Source organism: Bacillus sp. FSL M7-0307 (genome assembly GCF_038627835.1).
Taxonomy (GTDB): Bacteria; Bacillota; Bacilli; order Bacillales; family Bacillaceae; genus Bacillus; species Bacillus altitudinis.
In genome coordinates, this window is the sequence record NZ_CP152023.1 from 1,114,648 (window position 1) to 1,137,795 (window position 23,148).

Here is a 23,148-nt window from a genome sequence, read left to right on the forward strand (position 1 = left end):
ATCACAAGTGTCCCTGTCTCGACTGAGCAGGGACTTTTTACATATTGGATTGGAGAGGCAATGGACGGGACATAATAACATCAATCGAGAAAGGAGGATGGAAATGGGTCAACAGCATCAGTTTAAATCTGGTAATAAGGCACCTAATAATGGTGTTTATATCGAAATCGGTGAGACCGGTAGTATGGTGAAAGATCCTTTAAAGATAAAGCTTAAAGCAGGAGACGTCTTTCCGGATAACTCGAACCATAACCGCGTTTGGACTTACCAAAGAAAGCCGTAAGCAATTGACTAAGAGTCCATATGAATAAGTCTTTAGAGGCATGTGTCATGCCTCTTTTTTCTTTATAATAAAAAACAATTAAGTTCCAATTTTCAAATAAATAGTATGAAAAAAAGAAAGATTAAGGTAAAATATGTAAAAATAGTATAAGGTTGAAAGGATTTGTGTGATGGAAAAGATGAATCTCAGTGAAAGTGTTTGGAATAAACGCTTCACCTCATTGTTCATATCAAGACTCATAAAAAATACAGGAGAAAGTTTTGCTTTTACATCCGTTCTTTGGTTATTGATTTTAAGAGGGGATGGAGCGCTCGGTACCGGACTTCTTCTAGCAGTGACAGTTCTTCCTTCATCATTGTTGGCCCCAATACTAGGACCTCTTATGAAAAGACATCATTTATCTAAATGGATGTTTGCTTCAGATGTCATTCGAGCAACCATTGTACTCATTATTCCACTACTGCATTTTTCGCACATATTGCCTCTATGGTTATTGATCTCATTAATGGTTATTCAATCGGCAACAGGTGCAGCATATAACCCGGCTTCTGTGGCCATCCTGCCGCAGATTGTTCCAAAGCATCTCATTCAAAAAGCAAATGCGATCCTGCAATCATCTTTTGAAATTGTCGCACTTGCTGCGGTGATGGTCGCTGGTCTTTTGGTCAAATTAATTGGACCTGCAGATACGCTCCTGATCACCACTGCTTTATTCATCATATCGGGCATGTTTATTATTGGCGTTAAACTGAAGAAGTCTGACGAAGAAAAAGCAGCAGGCATTAAACAAGCAAAGAATACATATCTGTATAACTTAAAAAGAGGCTTTCTAGTCGTTAAAAATCATCATATTTTATTTGCACTGACCCTTTATTGTATTTTAATGAATGTCGCCGCAGCTCCGTGGCAGGCATTATCCGCTGTATATGTAGCAGAAGCGCTGCAAAGTGATTCAATGGTGTATTCCATTTTAAGAGGTGTCGCCGCAGTCGGTGCGTTTATGATGGGCTTTGCACTGGCGAAGGTGAAAATCAAAAGGTTTGGCTTGTTCTTTATTGTCGCAGGCATGATTGAAGGAGCTGCATTCTTTATCACTGGAATGAGTACATGGCTTCCAGTCGTTCTTCTAGCTTCCTTTATTTTTGGTGCAGCCGTCAGTGCAATCAATGTCCCAGAGATGGTCATTATTCAAACGTCTGTTGACCAAGAAGATCAGCCGCAAGTATATGCCGTGATCAATGCGTCATCAAATGTCTTTCTCCCGCTTGCAGCCGTCATATCGGGCGTCCTGGCAGAAAGCTTTGGAGCAGGACCTGTCATTGCGGGGGGTGGTGTGCTTGAAATTTTATCGGGCATCGCGATCTTCCTGTTCACAGGGCTAGCGAAAAGCCATTTGTCAGCAGACAAACAGAAGTCCGAAACGGTTGAGGTGTAACTCAAAAACCCCCTGTAATTGACGGCAGGGGGTTTTAGCGTGCCCTCTCAACTTCTGGTCATCATTCTGAAAAAAAGAAAAAGAGCTAACCTCAAATCATTAGCTCTTTTCCAGCAATATTAAGAATGTTCTGTTGAACTTTCTGTTTCTTTCATTGGACTTACTTCAGCAAAGATGAATAAAATAACCGTAAACACTATGGCAAGAATGGAAGTTAACGTAAAATCATAAGCAGCTCCATTCATAGATGCAACGATGTAACCAGCCATATGTGTCAGCAGAAAAGTCCAAATGAGGGTGATAATGTAATGCATTATTCCACCGTCCTTTATGTAACAATCTATTGACTATCATACCATAGATACGAGTTCAGAGAAAAGACTGTTTTCCGCCTTTATGTGACCATTTTGAGACCTTCTACTATAAAAATAAAAAGAATTCTTCTGTCTTTAGGGGATTTCCTTATTCCTACAAGAGTTGTTGTTCATATCATAGAAAGCAGAATCACTGAAAGGAGGCTGGCCATATGGGTGTAAGCGAACGTTTTTTCCAGCTTGGTTCCCAGTGGAACGTCATTCACCTTCCTCAAAAACCAAATGGCTTTGGCATTCTAATCCTCGGTGACCGAAATCACTTTGTGCAGGAAAATACATCATTCTGGCTTCAGCATTACGGAAGAAACCAGCTTTTAACTGCTTTAAAGGATGAAGGATATACATTGTTTAATAGTCATCTTCATGGGAATCACTGGGGATGTGAAGATGCTGTTTTTAGTGCGAAACAGCTTGTTCATCACACATTAAAACAAGAAATATTAAACCGGGAAATTCATGTGCTGGCAGAGGGAATGGGAGCACTTGTCGCCATGAGTCTTGCCGAAGAAATGCCAGAAGTGCTAAGGTCTATAGCCATGATGAATCCATGTTTACACCTGCAAGCACAAAGAGAAAGAGAAAAGGAACACAAATTTTTCTACAAACAGTTCATGAAAGAACTCGCACAGAGCTATGGGTGCTCTGCAAAGGAAGCGGAAACGTATCCACTTCCTTCTTGCCCCGTTCATTCAGCTCATGTACCGATTCATATATGGCAGAGACTAAACGGCGCACCGTATGCCTATGAACTACACGCAAAGCCTTTTATTGATCAGCATATGATGAATCCAGACCATTGTCAGATGGACCTTACCTTGCATATGTTTGATCATCCAAGAAGAATCTTTCAGTCCATTCACAAGTTTTATAAATCGCATGAAAGAGAATTGTAATGAATAGGATGATAACAGCCCTTCATGGAAAGGGCTCTTCTTTTTATTCGATATGCTAAAAAAGGGGACATGAACATGGAAACAGGACTGATCATAGGTGCAGATGAATTTTTTGGCCTGACACTTTGTGAATATATGATGAAAGAGGGCATACAAGTGGATATCACATATCCTAAGGAGCAGTCAGAGGAGCAAAAAATGTTATTAGAAGAGCGAATGATGTGGCTCGGCCGCAATGATCTTGTCCGCGTTCTTGATGGTCAAGATAGGAAAGAGGCATATGACCTGATCTTTTTTCAATCAGATGATTCAATGAACAGAGAGACAGACCTCGAAGCGAAGCATGGCATATACCACTTGTTTTACGAAGAACCCGAAAGCCATTCGCATGAACAAAGCGTTTCGGCTGTTATCCTTCCACGCATGTTTGGTCCGTGGACACTCCATGAAGAGAGACGAATAAAGGATGATCACACATTTTTTGTAGAAGATGTCGCAAAGGAGCTTTTAAAGTGGGCACGCACCGATCAAAGGCAGGAAATGATCCATCAATTAAAGGTAGAAAGACAAACAGGTGACAAACAAGCAGAAGAAATCATAGCAGAATGGAAAAGACAAAACTCAACATTTTTCGACAAAAAGCAAGAATGATCTTCCATCTTATCTTTTTTCAGTATAAAATAAACCTATATTTAACATACAGGTTCATGCCTGCGTGTTGCAAAGGGAGTTGAACATGGCATGAAGTACCAGCGGCTTGTCATGATCTTTTCGTTCCTTCTTCTTATGCTATCTGCCTGCTCGCAGGCGCCGTTAAAAGGACATATTGAGAAGGTGGGTTTACTCGTCCCCGATACGATTAATGATCAAGTTTGGGGAACGAAAGGTTATAAAGGCTTATTAAATATCCAATCAACATTTGGTGTAGATGTTTATTATAAGGAAGGGATGGTCGACAAGGAGAAAATCGTTGATGCCATTGAAGAATTTCATAAAAAAGGAGTCAATTTGATTATTGGCCATGGCAATGAATACAGCGAAATTTTCAACTTGATCAGTGAAGATTATCCGAAAACACAATTTATCACGGTCAATGGAGGCAAGCCTCAAGCTGATAATGTCACAAACGTCACGTTTAAAGGAGAAGCAATGGGCTTTTTCGGAGGCATGACAGCAGCACATATGTCCAAAACAAAAAAGATTGGTATTCTGGCTACATATGATTGGCAAAGTGAAGTAGACGGTTTTATCAAAGGTGCAAAATATCAGGACGAACATGTGCAAGTCCTAGCGGAATTTGTCGAAAACTGGGATGATGCTGACAAAGCGGTGAACCTCTATCAAAAATTGAAAAAACAAGGTGTAGATGTTGTGTATCCAGCAGGTGATGGTTATAATATCCCTGTCATTGAACAAATCAAAAACGACAATTTATCTGCGATCGGATATGTCACTGATCAATCCAACCTTGGAAGCCATACGGTGTTAACTAGCACAGTCCAGCATGTCGATAAAGCGTACAGTATCATTGCGAAGAAGTTTAATGAAGGCAAGCTAAACGAACAAGGTGAGTACTCCTTTGACTTTAAAGAAGGAGTGATCGAAATGGGGAAATTTAGCTCAACCATAGACCGCGCTTTTGTGAAAGACATTGAGAAGGATATTGCGAATTACAAAAAAACAGGCAAATTGCCAAATGAAAAGTGAGGACGTTGAACATGCAGCACGAAAAATCGATGGAGTTTTTGCAAATTGCGATGAAGTATTTTCCACAAGCAAAAGAAGAATTAGATAAAGCAGGAATTCAGCTTGATCCACAAGCACTTCAGCCGCTTCTCTCTTTGTTTACATCTGTCATGCAAGAGGCATATGAGCTTGGAAAAGCAGATGCAGCATCAGAAAAAGCCACAGAATAGTGGCTTTCAGCGTGTAGACAAACCCTCGCATTCTTTGTCAGTCCTGCGTGCTGGTGCTCACGAATGTGAAACTCGCTCCGCGCCAGTACTCGTCCTTCCTAGGGTTGCAAAGGTTTTCTATCACGCTGAGAAGAAGACAAAGGGCTAAAATATTTTAGCCCTTTGTCAACAATCAAAAAAAGCCACAGAATAGTGGCTTTTTTTTATGATAATTTTTTCTTAAAGGCACTGATCATAGGGCCGACATCTTTAAACACAGGCTTCAGCTCATCGATGGAGTTCATAATGTTTCCAATTTGATTCATGACATGCATGTAGTCAATGGAGTCATCACTTGAAGAAGTCTCTGCACGCTCCTCCTTTTTTTCTGTCTTGCTTTTCTCCTTTTCAAGCGGCTGACCAAACATCATTGCTGAGAAAATATCCTTTTGCGCCATATCACATGTTCCTTTCTACTATTGGTATATCATTAATCTATGAAAAAAGTGAGAGGAAAGGTTAGACGTTTGTATTGCCAAGGAGAAAAAAATAAGGTAAAATTAGTACCAGATACTAATATAAGATCACAATATCACATGCTCGTATGAGTAAAAGGAGTCTTATTCAATGAATGCTGGAATTATTGGCCTTGGCCGCTATATACCTGAAAAAGTATTAACAAATCGTGATTTAGAAAAAATGGTTGAAACTTCTGACGAGTGGATTCGTACTAGAACAGGTATAGAAGAAAGAAGAATTGCATCTGATGATGTCAATACATCTCATATGGCGCTTGCTGCTGCAAAAAAAGCATTAGCTGACGCAGATGTGGCTGCAGAAGATATTGATATGATTCTTGTAGCGACAGTTACGCCAGATCAAGCATTTCCGACAGTCGCTTGTATGATTCAAGAGCAGCTCGGTGCACATAAAGCATGTGCAATGGATATTAGCGCTGCATGCGCTGGCTTTATGTATGGGCTTGTTACTGGAAAACAATTTATCGAATCTGGCACTTACAAACATGTGCTTGTCGTTGGTGTAGAAAAGCTTTCTCGCATTACCGACTGGGATGACCGCAACACAGCTGTTTTGTTTGGAGATGGAGCAGGTGCTGCTGTACTAGGAACAGTCAGCGAAGGCAAGGGAATTCTATCATTTGAGCTTGGAGCCGATGGAAGAGGCGGGAAGCACTTGTACTTAGATGAAAAAGATCATACAATCATGAATGGAAGAGAAGTATTTAAATTTGCTGTGAGACAAATGGGCGAGTCAAGCGTAAACGTGATAGAAAAAGCTGGACTATCAAAAGAAGACGTAGACTTCTTGATTCCGCATCAAGCAAACATTCGCATTATGGAAGCAGCACGCGAACGCTTAGAGCTGCCAGTTGAAAAAATGTCGAAAACAGTCCATAAATATGGAAACACATCAGCAGCATCCATTCCAATTTCACTATGTGAAGAAATCGAAGCCGGAAAAATTCATGACGGCGATGTGATTGTAATGGTTGGTTTTGGTGGAGGATTAACGTGGGGCGCAATCGCTATGCGATGGGGCCGATAAAAGAGTGGGGTGCACAAATTAATGGATAAGAAACGAGTAGTTGTTACAGGATTAGGTGCTTTGACACCTCTTGGCAACGATGTAGAGACAACATGGAAAAATGCTGTAGCAGGTGTATCAGGTGTTGGCCCGATCACACGTGTTGATTCAAGTGAATATACAGCAAAAGTAGCAGCAGAACTAAAAGATTTTAACATCGAAGATTACATGGAGAAAAAAGAAGCGAGAAAGATGGCACGCTTCACACAATATGCAGTCGTTGCTGCTCAAAAGGCTTTAGAAGATTCACGCCTCGAAATTACAGATGAAAACGCACCTCGTGTTGGGGTATGGGTTGGATCTGGTATTGGCGGACTTGAAACATTCGAAGAGCAATTCGAAGTGTATTCGAATAAAGGAGCAAGACGCGTAAGCCCGTTCTTCGTTCCAATGATGATTCCAGATATGGCAACAGGCCAAATTTCAATTGCTCTTGGCGCAAAAGGGGTTAACTCTTGTACTGTAACAGCATGTGCAACAGGAACAAACTCCATTGGTGATGCCTTTAAAGTCATTCAGCGTGGAGATGCAGATGCGATGATTACAGGTGGAACAGAAGCACCGTTAACGAAAATGTCGTTTGCTGGCTTCTGTGCAAACAAAGCCCTTTCGACAAATCCTGATCCAGATACAGCAAGTCGTCCATTTGATAAAAACCGTGACGGATTTGTCATGGGTGAGGGAGCGGGAATTGTTGTACTTGAAGAATTAGAGCATGCGTTAAAACGTGGTGCGACCATTTATGCAGAAATCGTTGGCTACGGCTCAACTGGAGATGCATACCATATCACAGCACCTGCTCCAAACGGAGAAGGCGGCGTACGTGCAATGAAAGAAGCCATTCGTGATGCAGGTTTAACAGTGGAAGAAATTGATTATATCAATGCCCACGGAACAAGCACACCGTATAATGATAAGTTTGAAACAATGGCGATTAAAGAAGTGTTTGGAGAGCATGCGAATCAGCTTGCGATCAGCTCGACAAAATCAATGACAGGTCATTTACTTGGCGCAGCAGGCGGAGTAGAAGCGATTTTCTCTGTTCTGGCGATTAAAGACAGTGTCATTCCGCCAACGATTAACCTTGAAACACCAGATGAAGAATGTGATCTTGATTATGTAGCAAATGAAGCACGTTCAAAAGAAGTACAAGTTGCTTTGAGCAACTCACTTGGTTTTGGCGGGCACAATGCGACAATTATCTTCAAAAAATACGAAGCGTAATATGTCTTAAGAAGGCGGCGATCTATAAACAGATCGCCGCCTTTTTGCATATGATGAAAATGGAGGTGTTCAGCGGTATGGGTCTGATCAATACACAATATCTCATCCAACAATCATCATCATTTCAGGAGCTGGCGGCGCGTTTTGTCCCTTATTTTAAAGGAGCGGAGAAAAAAGAAGGATCATCTATTCTCGCCCATTTACAACATCACGGAATGGTTCGATCATGGAACGCCTGCCAGGAAATGATCGACAAGATCAAAGAAAAAGGGTATTTCAAGCTTGTGATGAAAGAATACAAAGCGTTGCAAAAAAAGTGGGGAGGTCCTGATGTCCCTGTCTTTATTTTCCCTGTTAATGAGAGCAGCAAAGAGATCAGAGAACAATTTTACTTTCAATCCGGCATGGCATTTGATGACAAAATCTTTCTTTTTTTATCCCCGCATGCACCGAAGGAGCGAATCGGTACGTTGCTGACGCATGAATATCACCATGTATGCAGGTTGCATTTTCTCACGAAAGAAGAAAAAGATTTTACATTCCTTGATACAATCATGATGGAAGGGCTCGCTGAATATGCTGTGTATCATAGATATGGAGAAAGCTATACAGCAAAGTGGACGACTTTATATGACGAATCGCAGCTGCAGCGCATGTACAAGAAATGGGTATCCAGTCACCTTTATCAGAAAGTGCAGGACGACGAAAGGCTGATACAGAATCTCCTTTATGGAAAAGGGAACTACCCCAAAATGCTTGGCTATGCCACTGGATTTTATATCGTGAAAAAGTATTTCGATGAGCACCGAATCAGCGAGGAGTCTATGATTGCGGAGCCAGCGGAAACGTTTTTAAAGGCGATAGAATCATAAAGACAATCATTCACAAAAAAAGTGACATATTACAATTTTACTAAATACTTCTTGATTTCGTCATGCTGATGTAATAATATACAAATATAAATTTTGATAATTCTTTTTATTCTAAAAAGACGGAATTTTTCGATTCGGTTCATTTGATCTATGGAGAAAGGGGCGAATGCATGAGCACACTGCTTGAAGTGCAAAACTTAAAAACCTATTTTTTTCGAAAAAAGGAACCAATACCTGCTGTTGATGGCGTTGATTTTAGTATCAAAAAAGGGGAAACAGTCGCATTAGTCGGTGAGTCTGGGTCTGGTAAAAGTATTACGTCTTTATCCATCATGGGTCTGATTAATGGGACTGGTGGGAAGATTATGGATGGTTCCATTATGCTTGATGGAAAAGACCTTGTTACATATAGTGAAAAGGAATTGTGCAGTATTCGCGGTAATGATGTATCCATGATCTTTCAGGAACCCATGACCTCACTTAATCCCGTCTTAACCATCGGGGAACAAATAACAGAAATCCTCATTTACCACAAAAAACTTTCAAAAAAAGAAGCGACCAAAAAAGCGATTGACTTGCTAAAGCTTGTAGGCTTTTCTAGGCCAGAACAAATCATCAAAGATTACCCGCACCGTTTATCCGGCGGTATGCGTCAACGAGTCATGATCGCCATTGCGCTAAGCTGTGATCCGAAGCTCCTCATTGCGGATGAGCCGACTACTGCTCTCGATGTGACCATACAAGCCCAGGTGCTGACCTTAATGAAAGATTTATGTTCGACCTTTGGTACATCTATACTTCTCATTACGCACGATTTAGGTGTTGTGTCGGAAGTAGCAGACCGTGTCATTGTCATGTACTGCGGACAGGTTGTTGAAAATGGAACCGTTGAAGAGTTGTTTGATCAGCCGCTTCACCCATACACAGAAGGACTGCTTGAATCCATTCCGGTCATTGACGGAGACATTCAGCCATTAACGGCGATAAAAGGAAATGTCCCTGCGCCAGATCAGCTTCCCGCAGGATGCCGTTTTGCGCCTAGATGCCCGAAAGCCATGGAACGCTGCATAGGTGAATTGCCCAAACTGACAACCTTTGAAAATGGTAGAAGCGTCAGGTGTTTCTTATATGAGGAGGCAAGCCAAACATGACACTTGCTGAAAATCAACCATACATGACAGATCGATCTGAGAAAGAAACCATCCTGGAATTAAAAAATATACGAAAACACTTTCCGATTAAAGCTGGCGTGCTGCAAAAGAAAGTAGGAGCAGTCAAAGCGGTTGACGGCATCGACTTAAACATTTATAAAGGCGAAACGTTAGGCATCGTTGGAGAGTCTGGATGCGGTAAATCCACATTAGGACGGACGATGATTCGTTTATATGAACCAACAGAAGGACAAATTCTATTTAAAGGGCAAGATATTTCTCATGTATCTGAATCAAAACTAAGACAATCAACAAGGAAAAACATCCAAATGGTTTTTCAAGATCCCTTTGCATCACTCAACCCTAGAAAAACACTTCGAAGTATCATCAAAGAACCCTACAAAACACATCACTTATATTCCTTAAAAGAAAGAAATGAAAAAGTAGAACAGCTTTTATCCAAAGTCGGCCTTCACCCAAGTTTTGCGAATCGATACCCGCACGAATTCTCCGGCGGACAAAGGCAACGGATCGGTATCGCTCGTGCACTTGCCATGAATCCTGAAATGATCATAGCAGATGAGCCTGTTTCAGCGCTTGACGTCTCCATTCAGGCGCAGGTCATCAATTTGATGGAAGAGCTTCAAGAAGAGTTTGACCTCACCTATCTATTTATCTCTCACGATCTCAGTGTGGTCCGCCACATTAGTGATCGAGTGGGCGTCATGTATCTTGGCAAAATGATGGAACTTGCGGATAAGCACAGCCTGTACGATGATCCGCTTCATCCGTATACACAGGCGCTTTTATCTTCCGTTCCAGTCACCCGTAAAAAAGGTCAGGTGAAAAGGGAACGGATTATGCTGCAAGGGGATTTACCAAGCCCTGCAAATCCGCCAAAAGGCTGTGTGTTTCATACAAGATGCCCGCATGCGAAAGAAGTCTGTAAAGAAAAAGTACCAGAATTTCAAGAATTAAAAACGAACCACTTTGTGGCCTGCCACCTCTACGACGCTTGATCACGCTTGTATGATCTCATCTTTGAGAGGGGGGATGAAACGGGCTTCTGTCATCATTTTTTAAAAAAGATAGGGGGAATTGTCTATGAAAGATAGAAAGAGAAAGTCCATTTTGGTCAGTTTGCTGCTGATCTTTACATTGATCCTTGCTGCTTGTTCTGGTGGAAATAAAACGTCTGGAGACAGTGAAAAGAAATCCACAGGTAAACCTGTACAAGGTGGCGATCTTGTCATTGGTTCGATTGCAGAGCCTACATTATTTAACTCACTTTACTCAACAGACGTGGCAAGTTCTGATATTGAAGAGAGAATCTATAGCTTTTTACTGCAAACAGATGGAAAGCTTAACCCACAGCTGGCGTTGGCAGAAGATATTAAAGAATCCGATGACGGCAAACAGTTTGATGTGACCATTAGAAAAGGCGTGAAGTTTCATGATGGAGAAGAACTGACTGCTGATGATGTTGTGTTTACATACAGCATTCCGATCAATAAGGATTACAATGGTGAGCGTGGATCAGGCTTTGAAGTATTAGAGTCTGTCAAAAAAACAGGGGACTATTCGGTCGAATTTAAGCTGAATAAAAAAGATCCATATTTTTATAACGTCACGCTAGGAAGCTATGGCATTTTACCAAAGCATATTTTAGGTGATGTCCCTATAAAGGATCTTGGCGAAAATGAATTTAACCGAAAAAATCCAATCGGCTCTGGCCCATTTAAATTTGCCGAGTGGAAAGAAGGAGACTATGTCAAACTTGAAGCATTTGATGACTATTGGGATGGACGGCCATACCTTGATACAGTCACCATTAAAACGATTCCTGATCAAAATGCAGCCATGGCTCAGCTATCCGCAGGTGATATTGATTTCTTTGCAGTGCCTGGAGCAGAACTGCAAACAGCTGAAAAAGTTAGTAACATCAAAATCGAATCTGATCTAGGGCTTAATTATTCATATATTGGCTGGAATCAGAAAAACGAACTGTTCAAAAGCAAAAAAGTCCGCCAAGCGCTTACCCATGCCATTGACCGTCAAACGATTGTCGATCAAGTGTTAGATGGAGACGGGAAAGTAGCCAACATCCCAGAAAGCCCGCTGTCATGGAACTACCCTAAAAATGAAAATGTCCCAGTATTTGAATTTGATCAAGAAAAAGCGAAAAAGATGCTGAAGGAAGAAGGCTGGGAGGATACAGATGGAGATGGTTATCTTGATAAGGACGGTAAGAAGTTCTCCTTCGTCTTGAAGACGAACCAAGGAAACAAAGTCCGTGAAGATATTGCTGTCGTTGTCCAGCAGCAGCTCAAAGAAATTGGCATTGAAGCAAAACCGCAAATTGTGGAGTTCAGTGCATTAATCGAACAAACAACTCCGCCAAAATGGGATTATGATGCGTTATTACTCGGCTGGAGCTTAGCGACATTCCCTGACCAATACAGCATTTTCCATTCAAGTCAGTCTGAAAAAGGCTTAAATAACATTTGGTATAAAAATGAAGAAGTCGATAAGCTGCTAGTTGATGCCAAAAACTTGAGTGATCGTAAAGAGTATTCAAAGGCGTATGAAAAAATTTATGAGCTGATTGCAGAAGACCAGCCGTATACGTTCCTTTATTATGCCAACTCACATCGCGCGATGCCATCTAATCTACAAGGCTACTCTTACCACCCGAAAGATGAATATTACAAAATCGAAAAATGGTGGATTGAACAGTAGTCTGCAAGTGAAGAAGGGGAGGTGTCTCCCCTTTTTTCATCATAGTATGGCCATCCGATGAAAAAGGAGTTGTGCACATGGTTACATATATCATTAGAAGGACATTGCTTTCCATCCCGATTTTGTTTGGTATTACGATTTTGTCCTTTGCGATTATGAAAGCAGCACCAGGCGATCCGATGTCACTCATGATGGACCCGACCATTAGTGCCGCAGACCGGGAAGCCTTTATTGATAAGTACGGCTTGAACGATCCTGAATATGTGCAATATATGAAATGGCTCGGTAATATGCTTCAAGGTGACTTTGGCACATCCATCGTAAAAAAAGGAACGCCCGTGGCTGATTTGATTTTTGCCCGGCTGCCAAATACCCTCATCCTCATGATCTTTTCTACATTAGTTGCCCTGATCATTGCCATCCCATTTGGTGTTCTTTCAGCAAAACGTCCGTATACAAAACTTGACTATGGTATTACGGTTACATCATTTATCGGACTGGCTATTCCGAATTTCTGGTTTGGCTTGATCCTTATAATGGTGTTATCAGTGAATTTAGGATGGTTTCCGACCGGGGGTGTCTCTACCTTAAATGCAGATTTTAATCTATTTGACCGGCTTCATCATATTATTTTACCGGCCTTTGTTTTAGCAACGGCTGATATGGCCGGCCTTACACGTTATACAAGGTCAAGTATGCTCGATGTGATGCGGCAGGATTACATTCGTACGGCGCGAGCGAAAGGTTTTAGAGAGAACAAAGTCATCTTCAAACATGGATTGAGAAACGGTCTCATGCCTGTTATTACGATCTTTGGACTCATGATTCCATCCTTTATTGGCGGCGCAGTCGTGGTGGAACAAATCTTCACATGGCCAGGGCTTGGGAAACTGTTTATCGATTCTGCTTTTTCAAGAGATTATCCCGTCATTATGGCGATGACTGTTATCTCTGCTGTGCTCGTGGTCGTTGGAAACTTAATAGCGGATATTCTCTATGCGATCGTTGATCCGCGTATTGAATATTAGAAGGGAGCTGAAGCACAATTGGCACAACCTAATATGGGAACACCTTCTGTTGATCTCAAATTAAAAGAAGGCCTTCCGCCAAAACCAGAGACGATGCTTCGTTTATTTTGCGAGAAATTTTTCAAAAATAAATTGGCGGTTGCCGGCTCCGCTATTTTATTGGTCATTATCTTTTCCGCTATTTTCGCCCCGGTGATCGCACCTTACGCACCGGAACAGCAAGACTTATTGAAACGGCTACAGCCTCCAAGTGCAGAGCATTTTATGGGAACCGACAAGTTTGGCCGAGATATTTTTTCAAGGGTGCTATACGGAGCGAGGGTGTCTCTATTAGTTGGCTTTGTCTCAGTAGTCGGAGCCATCACCATTGGTACCGTCATTGGGGCGGTAGCGGGATACTTTAAAGGCTTTGTCGATTCTGTGCTCATGAGAATGGTGGATGTGGTATTGTCTATTCCAGATATTTTTCTCTTGATCACGCTAGTGACAATTTTTAAACCGGGTATTGATAAATTGATTTTAATCTTTGCGCTGACTGGCTGGACAACAACCGCCAGGCTGATCCGCAGTGAATTCTTGTCACTTCGCACAAGAGAATTCGTACTCGCAGCAAGAACGATCGGAACGAAAAACCATGTCATCATCTTTTCGCATATTTTACCGAACTGTATCGGCCCTATTATTGTGTCTGCTACATTAAAAGTCGGTTCTGTTATTTTAGCTGAGTCGACACTTAGCTATCTAGGGTTCGGCATCCAGCCTCCAACGGCGAGCTGGGGAAACATGCTTCAAGATGCACAAAATTTCTCCATTATGGTGCAAGCATGGTGGTATCCACTGTTCCCAGGTTTACTGATTCTACTTACCGTTTTATGCTTTAACTTCTTAGGTGATGGATTGAGAGATGCCCTTGATCCTAAAAAGCTAAAATAAGGTTCTGCTTATAGAAAATCGTGAAAGGACTCTGCGAGACGTTCTCCTTTTCCCAGGAAATAAAGCCGTCCTTCCGTCAGGGAGAAGTTTTAATAAAGTTGGAATAATTTCTCTATCCCTTGCCCATACTGTGGACAACAGTTTTTAAAAAGTGAGGGATTGGTTATGTTATTTCTTCATGACGTATGGGTGAATTGGTTTGAAGGGGAAGAGAATGGCTATAATGTGTGCCATTTTCATGAGTGGCGCAAGGAGGACAGCGTGGAGCTGTTAGATCAAGTACCTTTACTCAAGGTGCAGAGTCCTTTGTTTGATTACATAGAGAATGATCTATCAGAGCTGCCGAAGACGCTGCTAGAGTCTGTATTTGAGAAATCATATATTCGAAAAAATCATGAACGCCGTAAATTAGAGTATTGCTTTGTGGTCACGGACGGGATTAGAATCATTGCTGTGGATACGATTGGTTATTCCATCCCTGTGAGAAAGAGCCGATTGATTCCAAGACAGGAGCAATTGGTGTATGAAATGGTGAAAGATGTGAAGGCAGAGGAGTATGAATTCACAACAGACAGCCTTGAATCGACGAAAGAATATCACATCCTATCATTACCACCGCAGCATATCAGCGGATTAACGAGAAAAGAAAGACAGCTGAAGCAGCTGATGTTTATGGCGTTAGATCAACTAAAGGGGCTTCAAAACCGGGCAGAAATTGCCTATTGGTATACAGAATGGAATCCGCGCATGTACAACCAGATCAAACGAATGTCTTTCGAGGAGATTTGGAACATGCTTTATAACGAAACCATTGATGGATGGTCAGAAAACCATTTAGCCTTTTGTGAAAAAATGATTAAAGGACAGCCATTTTTTGAAAAACTTTGGGAAATGGAAAACGAATCGAAAGTCAATTAGAAAAAGCTTGCAGCTGAATATGCTGCAAGCTTGTTTTATTTGCGTTTCCGGCCAAGACCCATCGCATTCTCCATTTTTTTCAGCATTTTGTTTGCCGCACGGTTAGCCTTTTCAGCACCTTCATCTAAAATGCGGTCAAGCTCATCTGACTCAATGAGTTCATAATAGCGATCTTGAATCGGTTTTAAAGCATCCACGACAACGTTCGCAAGATCTCCCTTAAATTCACCATAACCTTTGCCTTCGTATTTTTGTTCAAGCTCCGCAATCGATACGTTCCCTAATACAGAATAAATCGTCAGCAAGTTGGCAATTCCAGGTTTGTTTTCTTTGTCATATTTGACGATGCCTTCTGAATCAGTCACAGCACTTTTGATTTTCTTTTCAAGCTGCTTTGGCTCATCTAATAAGGTAATGAAGGATTTTTGGTTCGGATCAGATTTGCTCATCTTTTTCGTTGGGTCAGTTAAAGACATAATCCGAGCGCCTTCTTTTGGAATTTTGACTTCAGGTACAGTGAAGATGTCATTGTACTTTCGGTTAAAGCGTTCAGCAAGCGTTCTCGTTAATTCAAGATGCTGCTTTTGATCTTCTCCTACAGGAACTAAGTCCGTACCGTATAACAAAATATCGCCAGCCATTAATGGCGGATACGTTAATAGTCCTGAAACGACTGCTTCCTTACCAGCAGATTTGTCCTTAAATTGAGTCATTCTTTCTAATTCCCCAATATAAGCGACACATTGCAGCATCCATCCTGCCTGGGCGTGGGCAGGTACCTCTGATTGGATAAACAATGTTGCCTTCTCTGGATCAAGCCCCACTGCCAAATAAAGAGCGGCTAAGCTTCTAATATTTTGTCGAAGGGCTAAACGATCCTGACTCACCGTAATGGCATGCTGATCGACCACACAAAAGTAGCCGTTGTAATCATGCTGAAGATCGACAAATTGCTTCATCGCTCCAATGTAGTTCCCCAATGTCACAGAACCGCTAGGCTGAATGCCTGAGAAAATCGTCTTTTTTGTCATACTAAAACCTCTTTTCTTCAATATAAAAAGGCCCACCCATCACTTTTCAACAGAAAAGGGACGAATGAACCGTGGTACCACCCTTGTTATTTCAATCCGAAATCACTCAAGACGTTGATATCGGAGACTGCTCCGTCTAAGCCTACTGACTCTGTCAAGTGTTCGGTTAGCTGCTCCAAAGCCCATTCCATACATGCCATTATCTGCTTGCACCAACCGCAGACTCTCTGTAAATGGTGAATATATGTACTCTTCTTTTTCATCGCAAAAATGTAATTTCATTCATTATAAATAAGCAAAAATCAAAAGTCAAAACCTACATATAATAAATCAAGAGCAATATTAACATTTCAATGAGTAAACTCAAACCTAATGTTCTTAAGGTTGAAAAGTTACTTTGAAAAGATGATGATAAATGTTTGTTTAAACTGTCATCAACATGGTCCTTTTGCTTATTTAAAGAATCAAACACCTTTCGGAAGCTGTAAGATATTTGATCAAAAAATCCACTTTTTAAAGTGATGAACGATAACCACACTAGCAAAGTGCCAGAAGCTAAATAAAATGTGATGTTAATCATGCTTAAGAAAGATATGTGCCCATAAAAGAGGAAGCTTAAAATGAAAACAAGGCCATTAGAACTAAGTAAAAGAATAAAAAATCTAATAACAATCACTCCTGCGCATTAAAACTTTACTGTACTAAAATAGCAATAAAAACATTTAATTCAAGACTTTCACTATATAAGAAAAACGAAACAAGGAACGAAGCTGTTGTTTTAATCAATTTCTTGATATCAGTTTACAATGAATCATGAAGATTGCCAATTGTATAGACAGGATTACCTCTGATTAGGTATTTAAGATCACAAAATCTCAGAAAAATAACCAAATTATTTCAATTTTTTAATAAAAATATTAAAAAACAGTGGAAATATGAAAATTTTCTTAAAAAAATGAATGCACAATTACTTATTTGCTAGTATAATAGTTCCTGTAGTTCATTTATGAAGGGGAGGTCAACAACTAGATGAAAAAGTCTAAATTTTCACTGCTTTTAGTTTTTTTATTGGTGCTGACTATTTTTGTATCTGCATGTTCAGGTAAACAAAGTAGCGACAAGGGCACTGCATCCAAAGATTCAAAACAAGAGGCTACAATTTTAGAATCACAGGAAATGCCTGCAATGGATACAATCCAAGCGAGTGATACAATCAGTTTTACGACTATGAATAACGTGTTTGAAGGTTTGTATCGTTTCAACGATAAAGAAGAATTAGTGCCTGGTATGGCTGATGGGGAACCAGTTGCTAACAAAGATAAAACAGTTTACAACATCAAAATTAAAGATGCAAAATGGTCTAATGGTGACCCAGTTAAAGCTCAAGACTTCGTATATGCATGGCAACGTGCTTTAGATCCAGAACAAAAGTCTGAGTATGGCCCATATATGATGGTTGGTAAAATTAAGAATGCTGATAAAGTATACAACAAAAAAGCAAAGCCTGAGGAACTAGGAATTAAAGCTGTAAGCGATAAAGAACTGCAAATTACACTTGAAAAACCAATTCCTTACTTCCAATCTCTGCTTTCATTCCCAACATTCTACCCAGTGAATGAAAAGTTCGTTAAAGAACAAGGTGACAAATATGCGAAGACTGCAAAGAACCTTGTATACAACGGACCATTTGAACTTTCTTCTTGGGATGGCCCACAAGCAACTACTTGGGAATACAAAAAGAATGAAGAATATTGGGACAAAAAGAACGTCTCTATGACAAAACTTACTTTTAAAGTATCTAAAGATCCACAAGCAGCTGTTAACGCATTTGAAGCGGGAGAAGCTGATATTACACCTAAATTATCAACACCTGCCATCATCTCTCAATACGAAGGTGATAAGCGGATGAAAAGATTACTAGAACCTACTGTGTTCTGGTTGAAAATGAACCAAGGAAATAAATCTTTAAAGAATGAAAACGTTCGTCGCGCAATTGCAACGGCAATTGATAAAGAAGCGTTTGTAAATGATGTGTTGCAGAATGGTTCAGTTGCTGCATACTATCAAATTCCAAAAGATTTCGTACATGATGAAAGCGGAAAAGACTTCCGTGATGGAATGCCTAAATACTTAGAAACTAATAAAGATGAAGCGAAAAAGCTTTTTGAAAAAGGGTTGAAAGAATTAGGAACGTCTAAAGTAACGCTTAATTACTTAGGTGATGATTCTGAGACAGCTAAAACAATCGGTGCTTTCATTAAAGATCAGCTCGAGAAAACTTTACCTGGCTTAGATATCAATATTCAAAGTGTTCCTTTCGCTACTCGTATTGATCGTGATAAGAAAGAGGATTACGATCTTCAGATGGCTGGATGGGGTCCAGATTACCTTGATCCGATCACGTTCTCTGACTTGTTCATCACAGGTGGCGGAAACAACCACATGGGTTACTCAGATAAAAAATATGATCAGTTGTTAAAAGATGCATCTGGCAAATTAGCTGCAAAACCTGAAGAACGCTGGAAAGCTTTACAAGAAGCTGAAAAAGTATTATTACAAGATGACGCAGCACTTTCACCAATTTATCAGAGAGCAACTAACTATCTGATTAATAACAAAGTAAAAGGATTTGTCATTCACAAAGTTGGACCTGAATTCAGCTACAAATGGATGAAAATTGAAGGATAATTAACAATCTTATAGAAAAGAGAGTGTATTCTCTGAATATACTCTCTTTTTCACTGAGAGAAATATGTCGAAATATACAGAAAAGTCAGTTTTATCAGGAGGTGCAAGTATGCTGAAATACTTAATTAGACGGGTTGCCTACATGGTTGTTACCCTCTTCATCATTGTTTCAATCACTTTTTTCTTAATGAAACTTATTCCGGGTTCTCCTTTTGTTAATGCGCAAAAGTTGTCAGAAGCTCAACAAGCTGTACTTAATGCAAAATATGGACTAGATCAGCCAATTCCTGTTCAATATTTTCATTACATGATTAATACATTCACTGGGGATTTAGGTGTTTCATTCCAATTCAACAATACCTCCGTAACAGAACTTCTTTCATATCGAGTAGGACCATCTGCTGTCCTAGGCCTTCAAGCGATTATTTTAGGAACGATTGTTGGTATCTTTTTGGGAGTAGTTGGAGCTTTAAGACAGAACACATGGGTGGATTACTCTGCTACTTTCTTGGCAGTTATCGGTAAATCAATTCCGAGTTTTGTATTCGCTGGATTACTTCAGTACTATATTGCGGTGAAATTGGGGTTATTACCAACTCAATTTTGGAATGGGTTTGAATATACAATTTTACCTACTATAGCGTTAGCAATGTTCCCTATCTCCATTTGTGCTCGTTTTATGAGAACAGAAATGGTTGAAGTACTTGAGACAGATTACATTTTACTTGCAAAAGCAAAAGGAGCAGGCTATTTTGAGATCGCATTTAAACATGCAATGAGAAATGCTTTAATACCTGTTGTCACAGTACTTGGTCCATTGACTGTTAGTTTAATGACGGGATCACTAGTAATAGAAAAAATCTTCTCAATTCCTGGAATTGGTGAGCAGTTTGTTAAAGCCATTACAGTAAATGACTATCCAGTCATCATGGGTACAACTATCTTATTTGCCGTTCTTTTTGTAGTGGTTGTATTTATTGTCGATATTCTATATGGAATTATCGATCCTAGAATTCGTGTAGCGGGAGGTAACAAATAATGAAACAGCAAGAAGAAAATATTGATAAAAGTCTGTTTGAACCCGCTGGTGTTGATACATTATCTGCTGAAAAAATTGAAAAACCAAGTCTAAATTATTGGCAAGATGCATGGCTTAGAATTAAAAAGAATAAAGCCGCTGTTGTTAGTATGGTGATTTTATTTTTAATTGTATTCATGGCGCTCGTCGGACCATTAATTAGTGGCAAAGACTTTAGTACTCAAACAACGTCTGAAGCGAACTTACCGCCGCGAATCCAAGGGTTAGAGCATGTTAGTTTCTTACCTTTTACTGGTGAAAGAACATTAAAAAATGGTGATGTGGTCAATCCATATGAACAAAAAGGGATTGAACATTACTACTGGTTCGGTACCGATAATCTTGGGAGAGATCTATTTACACGTGTGTGGAAAGGAACTCAAATCTCACTGCTTATTGCTGTTGTTGCAGCTGTGATCGATTTAATTATTGGTGTTGCCTACGGCGCTATTTCTGGTTATTTCGGTGGGAAAATTGATAATGCGATGCAGCGTATTTTGGAAGTTCTAATGGGGATTCCAAACTTAATCGTTGTCATATTAATGATTCTCGTCTTAAAACCAGGGATTATTCCAATTATTATTGCACTAAGTATTACCGGGTGGATCAGTATGGCTAGGGTCGTGCGTGCTCAAGTCATGAAGCTGAAAGAACAGGAATATGTACTAGCCGCTAGAACTTTGGGATTAAGTAACTTTAAAATTATCTTTAAGCACATGTTGCCAAACTTAACAGGTGTGATGATTATTAATACAATGTTCACTATTCCTAGTGCGATCTTCTTTGAAGCTTTCTTAAGCTTTATTGGATTAGGTCTGCAAGAGCCGCAAGCTTCACTAGGGACATTAATTGAAGATGGGTTTAAATCAATGATCGCTTTCCCATATCAGATGGTTTATCCAGCAATTATCATTAGTGTTATCATGATCGTCTTTAACCTTGTTGCCGACGGTGTGAGAGATGCACTTGATCCAAAAATGAAAGATTAGTACGGGGCGGTGATGTTGATGAATAAACAAGAAACGATTTTAAAAGTAAATGACTTAAATATTTCATTCCACACATTTGCTGGCGAGGTTAAGGCAATTCGAGGTGTGAATTTTGAATTGAAAAAAGGTGAGACGCTTGCCATTGTTGGAGAATCAGGCTCTGGTAAATCGGTAACTTCTAAATCAATCATGGGTCTGCTTCCTAAATCTAACTCCGAAGTGAAAAAAGGAGAGATTTTGTTTCAAGGTAAAAACCTAACAAAACTTTCTGACAAACAGATGCAGAAAATAAGAGGGAAAGATATTGCCATGGTCTTTCAAGATCCAATGACATCTTTGAATCCGACTATGACAATTGGCAAGCAAATTATAGAACCCATCTTAAAACATCAAAATGCAAGTAAAGAAGAAGCTAAAAAAAGAGCACTTGAGCTTTTGAGTCTTGTAGGTATTCCGAAACCGGAACAGAGGTTCAAGCAATACCCTCATCAATTTTCTGGTGGGATGCGACAAAGGGTTGTCGTTGCAATAGCTCTTGCTTGTAATCCGAAAATTTTAATTGCAGATGAGCCAACTACTGCTTTAGATGTAACTATTCAAGCCCAAATCTTAGAACTGATGAAAGATCTTCAAAAGAAGATTGAAACATCTATCATCTTTATCACACATGATTTAGGGGTCGTTGCGAATGTAGCAGATCGTGTAGCAGTTATGTATGGTGGTCAAATTGTTGAAATTGGCACCGTAGATGAGATCTTCTATAACCCAAAACATCCATATACTTGGGGATTACTGAGCTCTATGCCAAGTCTTGATGCAAAAGAGGAGAAATTGTTTGCCATTCCAGGCACGCCGCCTGATTTGCTGAATCCTCCAAAAGGAGACCCGTTTGCGGCTAGAAATCAATTTGCAATGAAAATTGATTTTGAACAGCAGCCGCCTTTATATCAAGTATCAGAAACTCATTTTGCAGCTACATGGCTTTTACATCCTAACGCACCAAAAGTAGAACCTCCTGAATCAATTAAGCAAAGAATGCGACAATTTAATGCGCAAAAAGGGGGGGATCACATTGAGTGAAAAAGATGTTATTTTACAAGTGAAAAATCTTAAGCAATATTTTAATGTGGGTAAACCTAATGAAGTAAAAGCTGTTGATGATGTCAGCTTTGACATTTATAGAGGTGAAACATTGGGCCTTGTAGGTGAATCTGGTTGCGGGAAATCCACTACTGGGAGAACCATCATTCGTCTATACAATGCAACAGGTGGCGAAGTTATTTTTAACGGGCAGAATGTGCATGATAAAAAATCAACAACAGATCTTAAACAATTTAACCGAAAAATGCAAATGATCTTTCAGGATCCATATGCCTCCCTCAATCCAAGAATGAAAGTTGTGGATATTATTGCAGAGGGTATCGATATTCATGGTCTTGCAAAATCAGCACAAGCACGTAAAGACCGTGTGTATCAATTGCTTGAAACGGTTGGTTTGAATAAAGAGCATGCGAATAGATACCCGCATGAATTTTCAGGCGGTCAAAGGCAGCGTATTGGGATTGCTCGTGCGTTAGCTGTTGAACCGGATTTCATCATTGCCGATGAGCCAATTTCTGCACTAGATGTGTCGATCCAAGCGCAGGTCGTCAACTTAATGAAAGAACTGCAAGAAGAAAAGGGCTTAACGTATTTATTCATTGCCCATGACCTTTCCATGGTGAAATATATCAGCGATCGTATCGGTGTGATGTATTTTGGGAAATTGGTTGAGCTGGCACCAGCGAATGAATTATATGAAAACCCGCTTCATCCATATACAAAATCATTACTATCTGCGATTCCGCTTCCAGATCCTGATTATGAGCGTAACCGCAAACGGATTAAATACGATCCATCTGTTCATAAAGGAACAAATACGGAATTTCGTGAAGTTAAGCCAGGTCACTTTGTCAGCTGTACTGAGGAAGAATTCAAAGAGATCAAAGCAAAACAATAAGAACAGAGAAGAA

Annotated in this window: 24 protein-coding genes and 1 other annotated feature; of the genes, 20 read left to right on the top strand and 4 right to left on the bottom strand. The window is 40.1% G+C overall.

The window, feature by feature from the left end:
• Positions 1-103 precede the first annotated feature (103 nt).
• Positions 104-283 (top strand): YjzC family protein, encoded by a 180-nt coding sequence (locus MHI41_RS05570; protein WP_008348517.1) that lies wholly within the window; start codon positions 104-106, stop codon positions 281-283.
• A 169-nt stretch (positions 284-452) separates the two neighbouring features.
• Complete coding sequence (locus MHI41_RS05575) at positions 453-1,718, top strand: MFS transporter (protein WP_342494626.1); 1,266 nt, start codon at positions 453-455, stop codon at positions 1,716-1,718.
• A 119-nt stretch (positions 1,719-1,837) separates the two neighbouring features.
• Here MHI41_RS05575 and MHI41_RS05580 read toward each other — a convergent pair whose 3' ends face one another.
• On the bottom strand, positions 1,838-2,032 hold the full coding sequence (locus MHI41_RS05580; RefSeq protein WP_008348514.1) for a YjzD family protein: 195 nt from the start codon (positions 2,030-2,032) through the stop codon (positions 1,838-1,840).
• 212 nt (positions 2,033-2,244) lie between these two features.
• Between MHI41_RS05580 and MHI41_RS05585 the strand changes: the two genes are divergently transcribed.
• The 4 genes from MHI41_RS05585 (at position 2,245) to MHI41_RS05600 (ending at position 4,901) form a co-directional block, all read left to right on the top strand.
• Positions 2,245-2,985: a hypothetical protein gene (locus MHI41_RS05585; protein WP_007499048.1), complete on the top strand. Its 741-nt coding sequence runs from the start codon at positions 2,245-2,247 to the stop codon at positions 2,983-2,985.
• Positions 2,986-3,060: 75 nt separating this feature from the next.
• Positions 3,061-3,636 (top strand): nad binding enzyme, encoded by a 576-nt coding sequence (locus MHI41_RS05590; RefSeq protein WP_224559526.1) that lies wholly within the window; start codon positions 3,061-3,063, stop codon positions 3,634-3,636.
• Positions 3,637-3,726: 90 nt separating this feature from the next.
• Complete coding sequence (locus MHI41_RS05595; protein ID WP_008348509.1) at positions 3,727-4,692, top strand: BMP family ABC transporter substrate-binding protein; 966 nt, start codon at positions 3,727-3,729, stop codon at positions 4,690-4,692.
• Positions 4,693-4,703: 11 nt separating this feature from the next.
• The gene (locus MHI41_RS05600; RefSeq protein WP_008348507.1) at positions 4,704-4,901 is read left to right on the top strand and encodes a ComZ family protein; all 198 of its coding nucleotides are present in this window, start codon (positions 4,704-4,706) and stop codon (positions 4,899-4,901) included.
• Positions 4,902-5,104: 203 nt separating this feature from the next.
• Here MHI41_RS05600 and MHI41_RS05605 read toward each other — a convergent pair whose 3' ends face one another.
• The gene (locus tag MHI41_RS05605; RefSeq protein WP_008348506.1) at positions 5,105-5,338 is read right to left on the bottom strand and encodes a hypothetical protein; all 234 of its coding nucleotides are present in this window, start codon (positions 5,336-5,338) and stop codon (positions 5,105-5,107) included.
• Between the two features lie 169 nt (positions 5,339-5,507).
• On the opposite strand from MHI41_RS05605, the gene MHI41_RS05610 reads away from it, so the two are divergent.
• The 9 genes from MHI41_RS05610 to MHI41_RS05650 all read left to right on the top strand — a co-directional run bounded on the left by MHI41_RS05610 (position 5,508) and on the right by MHI41_RS05650 (position 15,350).
• Entirely contained in the window at positions 5,508-6,446 is a 939-nt protein-coding gene (locus tag MHI41_RS05610) for a beta-ketoacyl-ACP synthase III (RefSeq protein ID WP_024720058.1), read from the top strand.
• Positions 6,447-6,467: 21 nt separating this feature from the next.
• The gene (gene fabF / locus MHI41_RS05615) at positions 6,468-7,709 is read left to right on the top strand and encodes a beta-ketoacyl-ACP synthase II (RefSeq protein ID WP_008348501.1); all 1,242 of its coding nucleotides are present in this window, start codon (positions 6,468-6,470) and stop codon (positions 7,707-7,709) included.
• A gap of 77 nt (positions 7,710-7,786) precedes the next feature.
• Positions 7,787-8,581, top strand: a complete 795-nt coding sequence (locus MHI41_RS05620) for a DUF2268 domain-containing protein (protein ID WP_342494627.1) — start codon at positions 7,787-7,789, stop codon at positions 8,579-8,581.
• A gap of 170 nt (positions 8,582-8,751) precedes the next feature.
• On the top strand, positions 8,752-9,732 hold the full coding sequence (locus MHI41_RS05625; protein ID WP_216894896.1) for an ABC transporter ATP-binding protein: 981 nt from the start codon (positions 8,752-8,754) through the stop codon (positions 9,730-9,732).
• Between the two features lie 23 nt (positions 9,733-9,755).
• The gene (locus MHI41_RS05630; RefSeq protein ID WP_025207148.1) at positions 9,756-10,751 is read left to right on the top strand and encodes a dipeptide ABC transporter ATP-binding protein; all 996 of its coding nucleotides are present in this window, start codon (positions 9,756-9,758) and stop codon (positions 10,749-10,751) included.
• Between the two features lie 85 nt (positions 10,752-10,836).
• Positions 10,837-12,471, top strand: a complete 1,635-nt coding sequence (locus tag MHI41_RS05635; RefSeq protein WP_008348494.1) for a peptide-binding protein — start codon at positions 10,837-10,839, stop codon at positions 12,469-12,471.
• Between the two features lie 77 nt (positions 12,472-12,548).
• Positions 12,549-13,499 (top strand): ABC transporter permease, encoded by a 951-nt coding sequence (locus tag MHI41_RS05640; protein ID WP_007499031.1) that lies wholly within the window; start codon positions 12,549-12,551, stop codon positions 13,497-13,499.
• A gap of 33 nt (positions 13,500-13,532) precedes the next feature.
• Positions 13,533-14,432 (top strand): oligopeptide ABC transporter permease, encoded by a 900-nt coding sequence (opp4C, locus tag MHI41_RS05645; protein WP_081114822.1) that lies wholly within the window; start codon positions 13,533-13,535, stop codon positions 14,430-14,432.
• 165 nt (positions 14,433-14,597) lie between these two features.
• Complete coding sequence (locus MHI41_RS05650) at positions 14,598-15,350, top strand: YjbA family protein (protein WP_008348490.1); 753 nt, start codon at positions 14,598-14,600, stop codon at positions 15,348-15,350.
• A gap of 35 nt (positions 15,351-15,385) precedes the next feature.
• Here the strand turns inward: MHI41_RS05650 and trpS are convergent, their stop codons facing one another.
• Both trpS and MHI41_RS05660 read right to left on the bottom strand, forming a co-directional pair.
• A complete protein-coding gene (gene trpS / locus MHI41_RS05655; RefSeq protein WP_008348488.1) occupies positions 15,386-16,381 on the bottom strand; it encodes a tryptophan--tRNA ligase in 996 nt (331 codons plus the stop codon).
• A 53-nt stretch (positions 16,382-16,434) separates the two neighbouring features.
• Positions 16,435-16,653, bottom strand: a binding site (T-box leader).
• A gap of 44 nt (positions 16,654-16,697) precedes the next feature.
• Positions 16,698-16,961, bottom strand: coding sequence for a DUF3899 domain-containing protein (locus MHI41_RS05660; RefSeq protein ID WP_223255625.1), 264 nt, complete (start codon positions 16,959-16,961; stop codon positions 16,698-16,700).
• Positions 16,962-17,410: 449 nt separating this feature from the next.
• Here MHI41_RS05660 and MHI41_RS05665 point away from each other — a divergent pair, with 449 nt between their 5' ends.
• The 5 genes from MHI41_RS05665 to MHI41_RS05685 all read left to right on the top strand — a co-directional run bounded on the left by MHI41_RS05665 (position 17,411) and on the right by MHI41_RS05685 (position 23,135).
• Positions 17,411-19,069, top strand: coding sequence for a peptide ABC transporter substrate-binding protein (locus MHI41_RS05665; RefSeq protein ID WP_035392439.1), 1,659 nt, complete (start codon positions 17,411-17,413; stop codon positions 19,067-19,069).
• 109 nt (positions 19,070-19,178) lie between these two features.
• Complete coding sequence (gene opp3b, locus MHI41_RS05670; protein ID WP_035392438.1) at positions 19,179-20,108, top strand: oligopeptide ABC transporter permease; 930 nt, start codon at positions 19,179-19,181, stop codon at positions 20,106-20,108.
• On the top strand, positions 20,108-21,136 hold the full coding sequence (opp3C, locus tag MHI41_RS05675) for an oligopeptide ABC transporter permease (RefSeq protein ID WP_035392435.1): 1,029 nt from the start codon (positions 20,108-20,110) through the stop codon (positions 21,134-21,136). Before opp3b ends, opp3C begins: the two co-directional genes overlap by 1 nt.
• A gap of 18 nt (positions 21,137-21,154) precedes the next feature.
• Positions 21,155-22,216, top strand: a complete 1,062-nt coding sequence (locus MHI41_RS05680; protein WP_035392433.1) for an ABC transporter ATP-binding protein — start codon at positions 21,155-21,157, stop codon at positions 22,214-22,216.
• Entirely contained in the window at positions 22,209-23,135 is a 927-nt protein-coding gene (locus tag MHI41_RS05685) for an ATP-binding cassette domain-containing protein (RefSeq protein ID WP_035392432.1), read from the top strand. The genes MHI41_RS05680 and MHI41_RS05685 overlap by 8 nt, the downstream gene beginning before the upstream one ends.
• The last annotated feature ends 13 nt before the right edge of the window (positions 23,136-23,148 follow it).

Coding starts and splice junctions, on each gene's coding strand:
- MHI41_RS05635 (WP_008348494.1), top strand. CDS start 10,837: ATGAAAGATAGAAAGAGAAAGTCCATTTTGGTCAGTTTGCTGCTGATC.
- MHI41_RS05580 (WP_008348514.1), bottom strand. CDS start 2,032: ATGCATTACATTATCACCCTCATTTGGACTTTTCTGCTGACACATATG.
- opp4C (WP_081114822.1), top strand. CDS start 13,533: ATGGGAACACCTTCTGTTGATCTCAAATTAAAAGAAGGCCTTCCGCCA.
- MHI41_RS05595 (WP_008348509.1), top strand. CDS start 3,727: ATGAAGTACCAGCGGCTTGTCATGATCTTTTCGTTCCTTCTTCTTATG.
- MHI41_RS05625 (WP_216894896.1), top strand. CDS start 8,752: ATGAGCACACTGCTTGAAGTGCAAAACTTAAAAACCTATTTTTTTCGA.
- MHI41_RS05585 (WP_007499048.1), top strand. CDS start 2,245: ATGGGTGTAAGCGAACGTTTTTTCCAGCTTGGTTCCCAGTGGAACGTC.
- MHI41_RS05590 (WP_224559526.1), top strand. CDS start 3,061: ATGGAAACAGGACTGATCATAGGTGCAGATGAATTTTTTGGCCTGACA.
- opp3b (WP_035392438.1), top strand. CDS start 19,179: ATGCTGAAATACTTAATTAGACGGGTTGCCTACATGGTTGTTACCCTC.
- MHI41_RS05575 (WP_342494626.1), top strand. CDS start 453: ATGGAAAAGATGAATCTCAGTGAAAGTGTTTGGAATAAACGCTTCACC.
- MHI41_RS05570 (WP_008348517.1), top strand. CDS start 104: ATGGGTCAACAGCATCAGTTTAAATCTGGTAATAAGGCACCTAATAAT.
- MHI41_RS05680 (WP_035392433.1), top strand. CDS start 21,155: ATGAATAAACAAGAAACGATTTTAAAAGTAAATGACTTAAATATTTCA.
- trpS (WP_008348488.1), bottom strand. CDS start 16,381: ATGACAAAAAAGACGATTTTCTCAGGCATTCAGCCTAGCGGTTCTGTG.
- MHI41_RS05630 (WP_025207148.1), top strand. CDS start 9,756: ATGACAGATCGATCTGAGAAAGAAACCATCCTGGAATTAAAAAATATA.
- MHI41_RS05650 (WP_008348490.1), top strand. CDS start 14,598: ATGTTATTTCTTCATGACGTATGGGTGAATTGGTTTGAAGGGGAAGAG.
- MHI41_RS05665 (WP_035392439.1), top strand. CDS start 17,411: ATGAAAAAGTCTAAATTTTCACTGCTTTTAGTTTTTTTATTGGTGCTG.
- MHI41_RS05620 (WP_342494627.1), top strand. CDS start 7,787: ATGGGTCTGATCAATACACAATATCTCATCCAACAATCATCATCATTT.
- MHI41_RS05600 (WP_008348507.1), top strand. CDS start 4,704: ATGCAGCACGAAAAATCGATGGAGTTTTTGCAAATTGCGATGAAGTAT.
- MHI41_RS05640 (WP_007499031.1), top strand. CDS start 12,549: ATGGTTACATATATCATTAGAAGGACATTGCTTTCCATCCCGATTTTG.
- fabF (WP_008348501.1), top strand. CDS start 6,468: ATGGATAAGAAACGAGTAGTTGTTACAGGATTAGGTGCTTTGACACCT.
- MHI41_RS05605 (WP_008348506.1), bottom strand. CDS start 5,338: ATGGCGCAAAAGGATATTTTCTCAGCAATGATGTTTGGTCAGCCGCTT.
- opp3C (WP_035392435.1), top strand. CDS start 20,108: ATGAAACAGCAAGAAGAAAATATTGATAAAAGTCTGTTTGAACCCGCT.
- MHI41_RS05610 (WP_024720058.1), top strand. CDS start 5,508: ATGAATGCTGGAATTATTGGCCTTGGCCGCTATATACCTGAAAAAGTA.
- MHI41_RS05660 (WP_223255625.1), bottom strand. CDS start 16,961: ATGATTAACATCACATTTTATTTAGCTTCTGGCACTTTGCTAGTGTGG.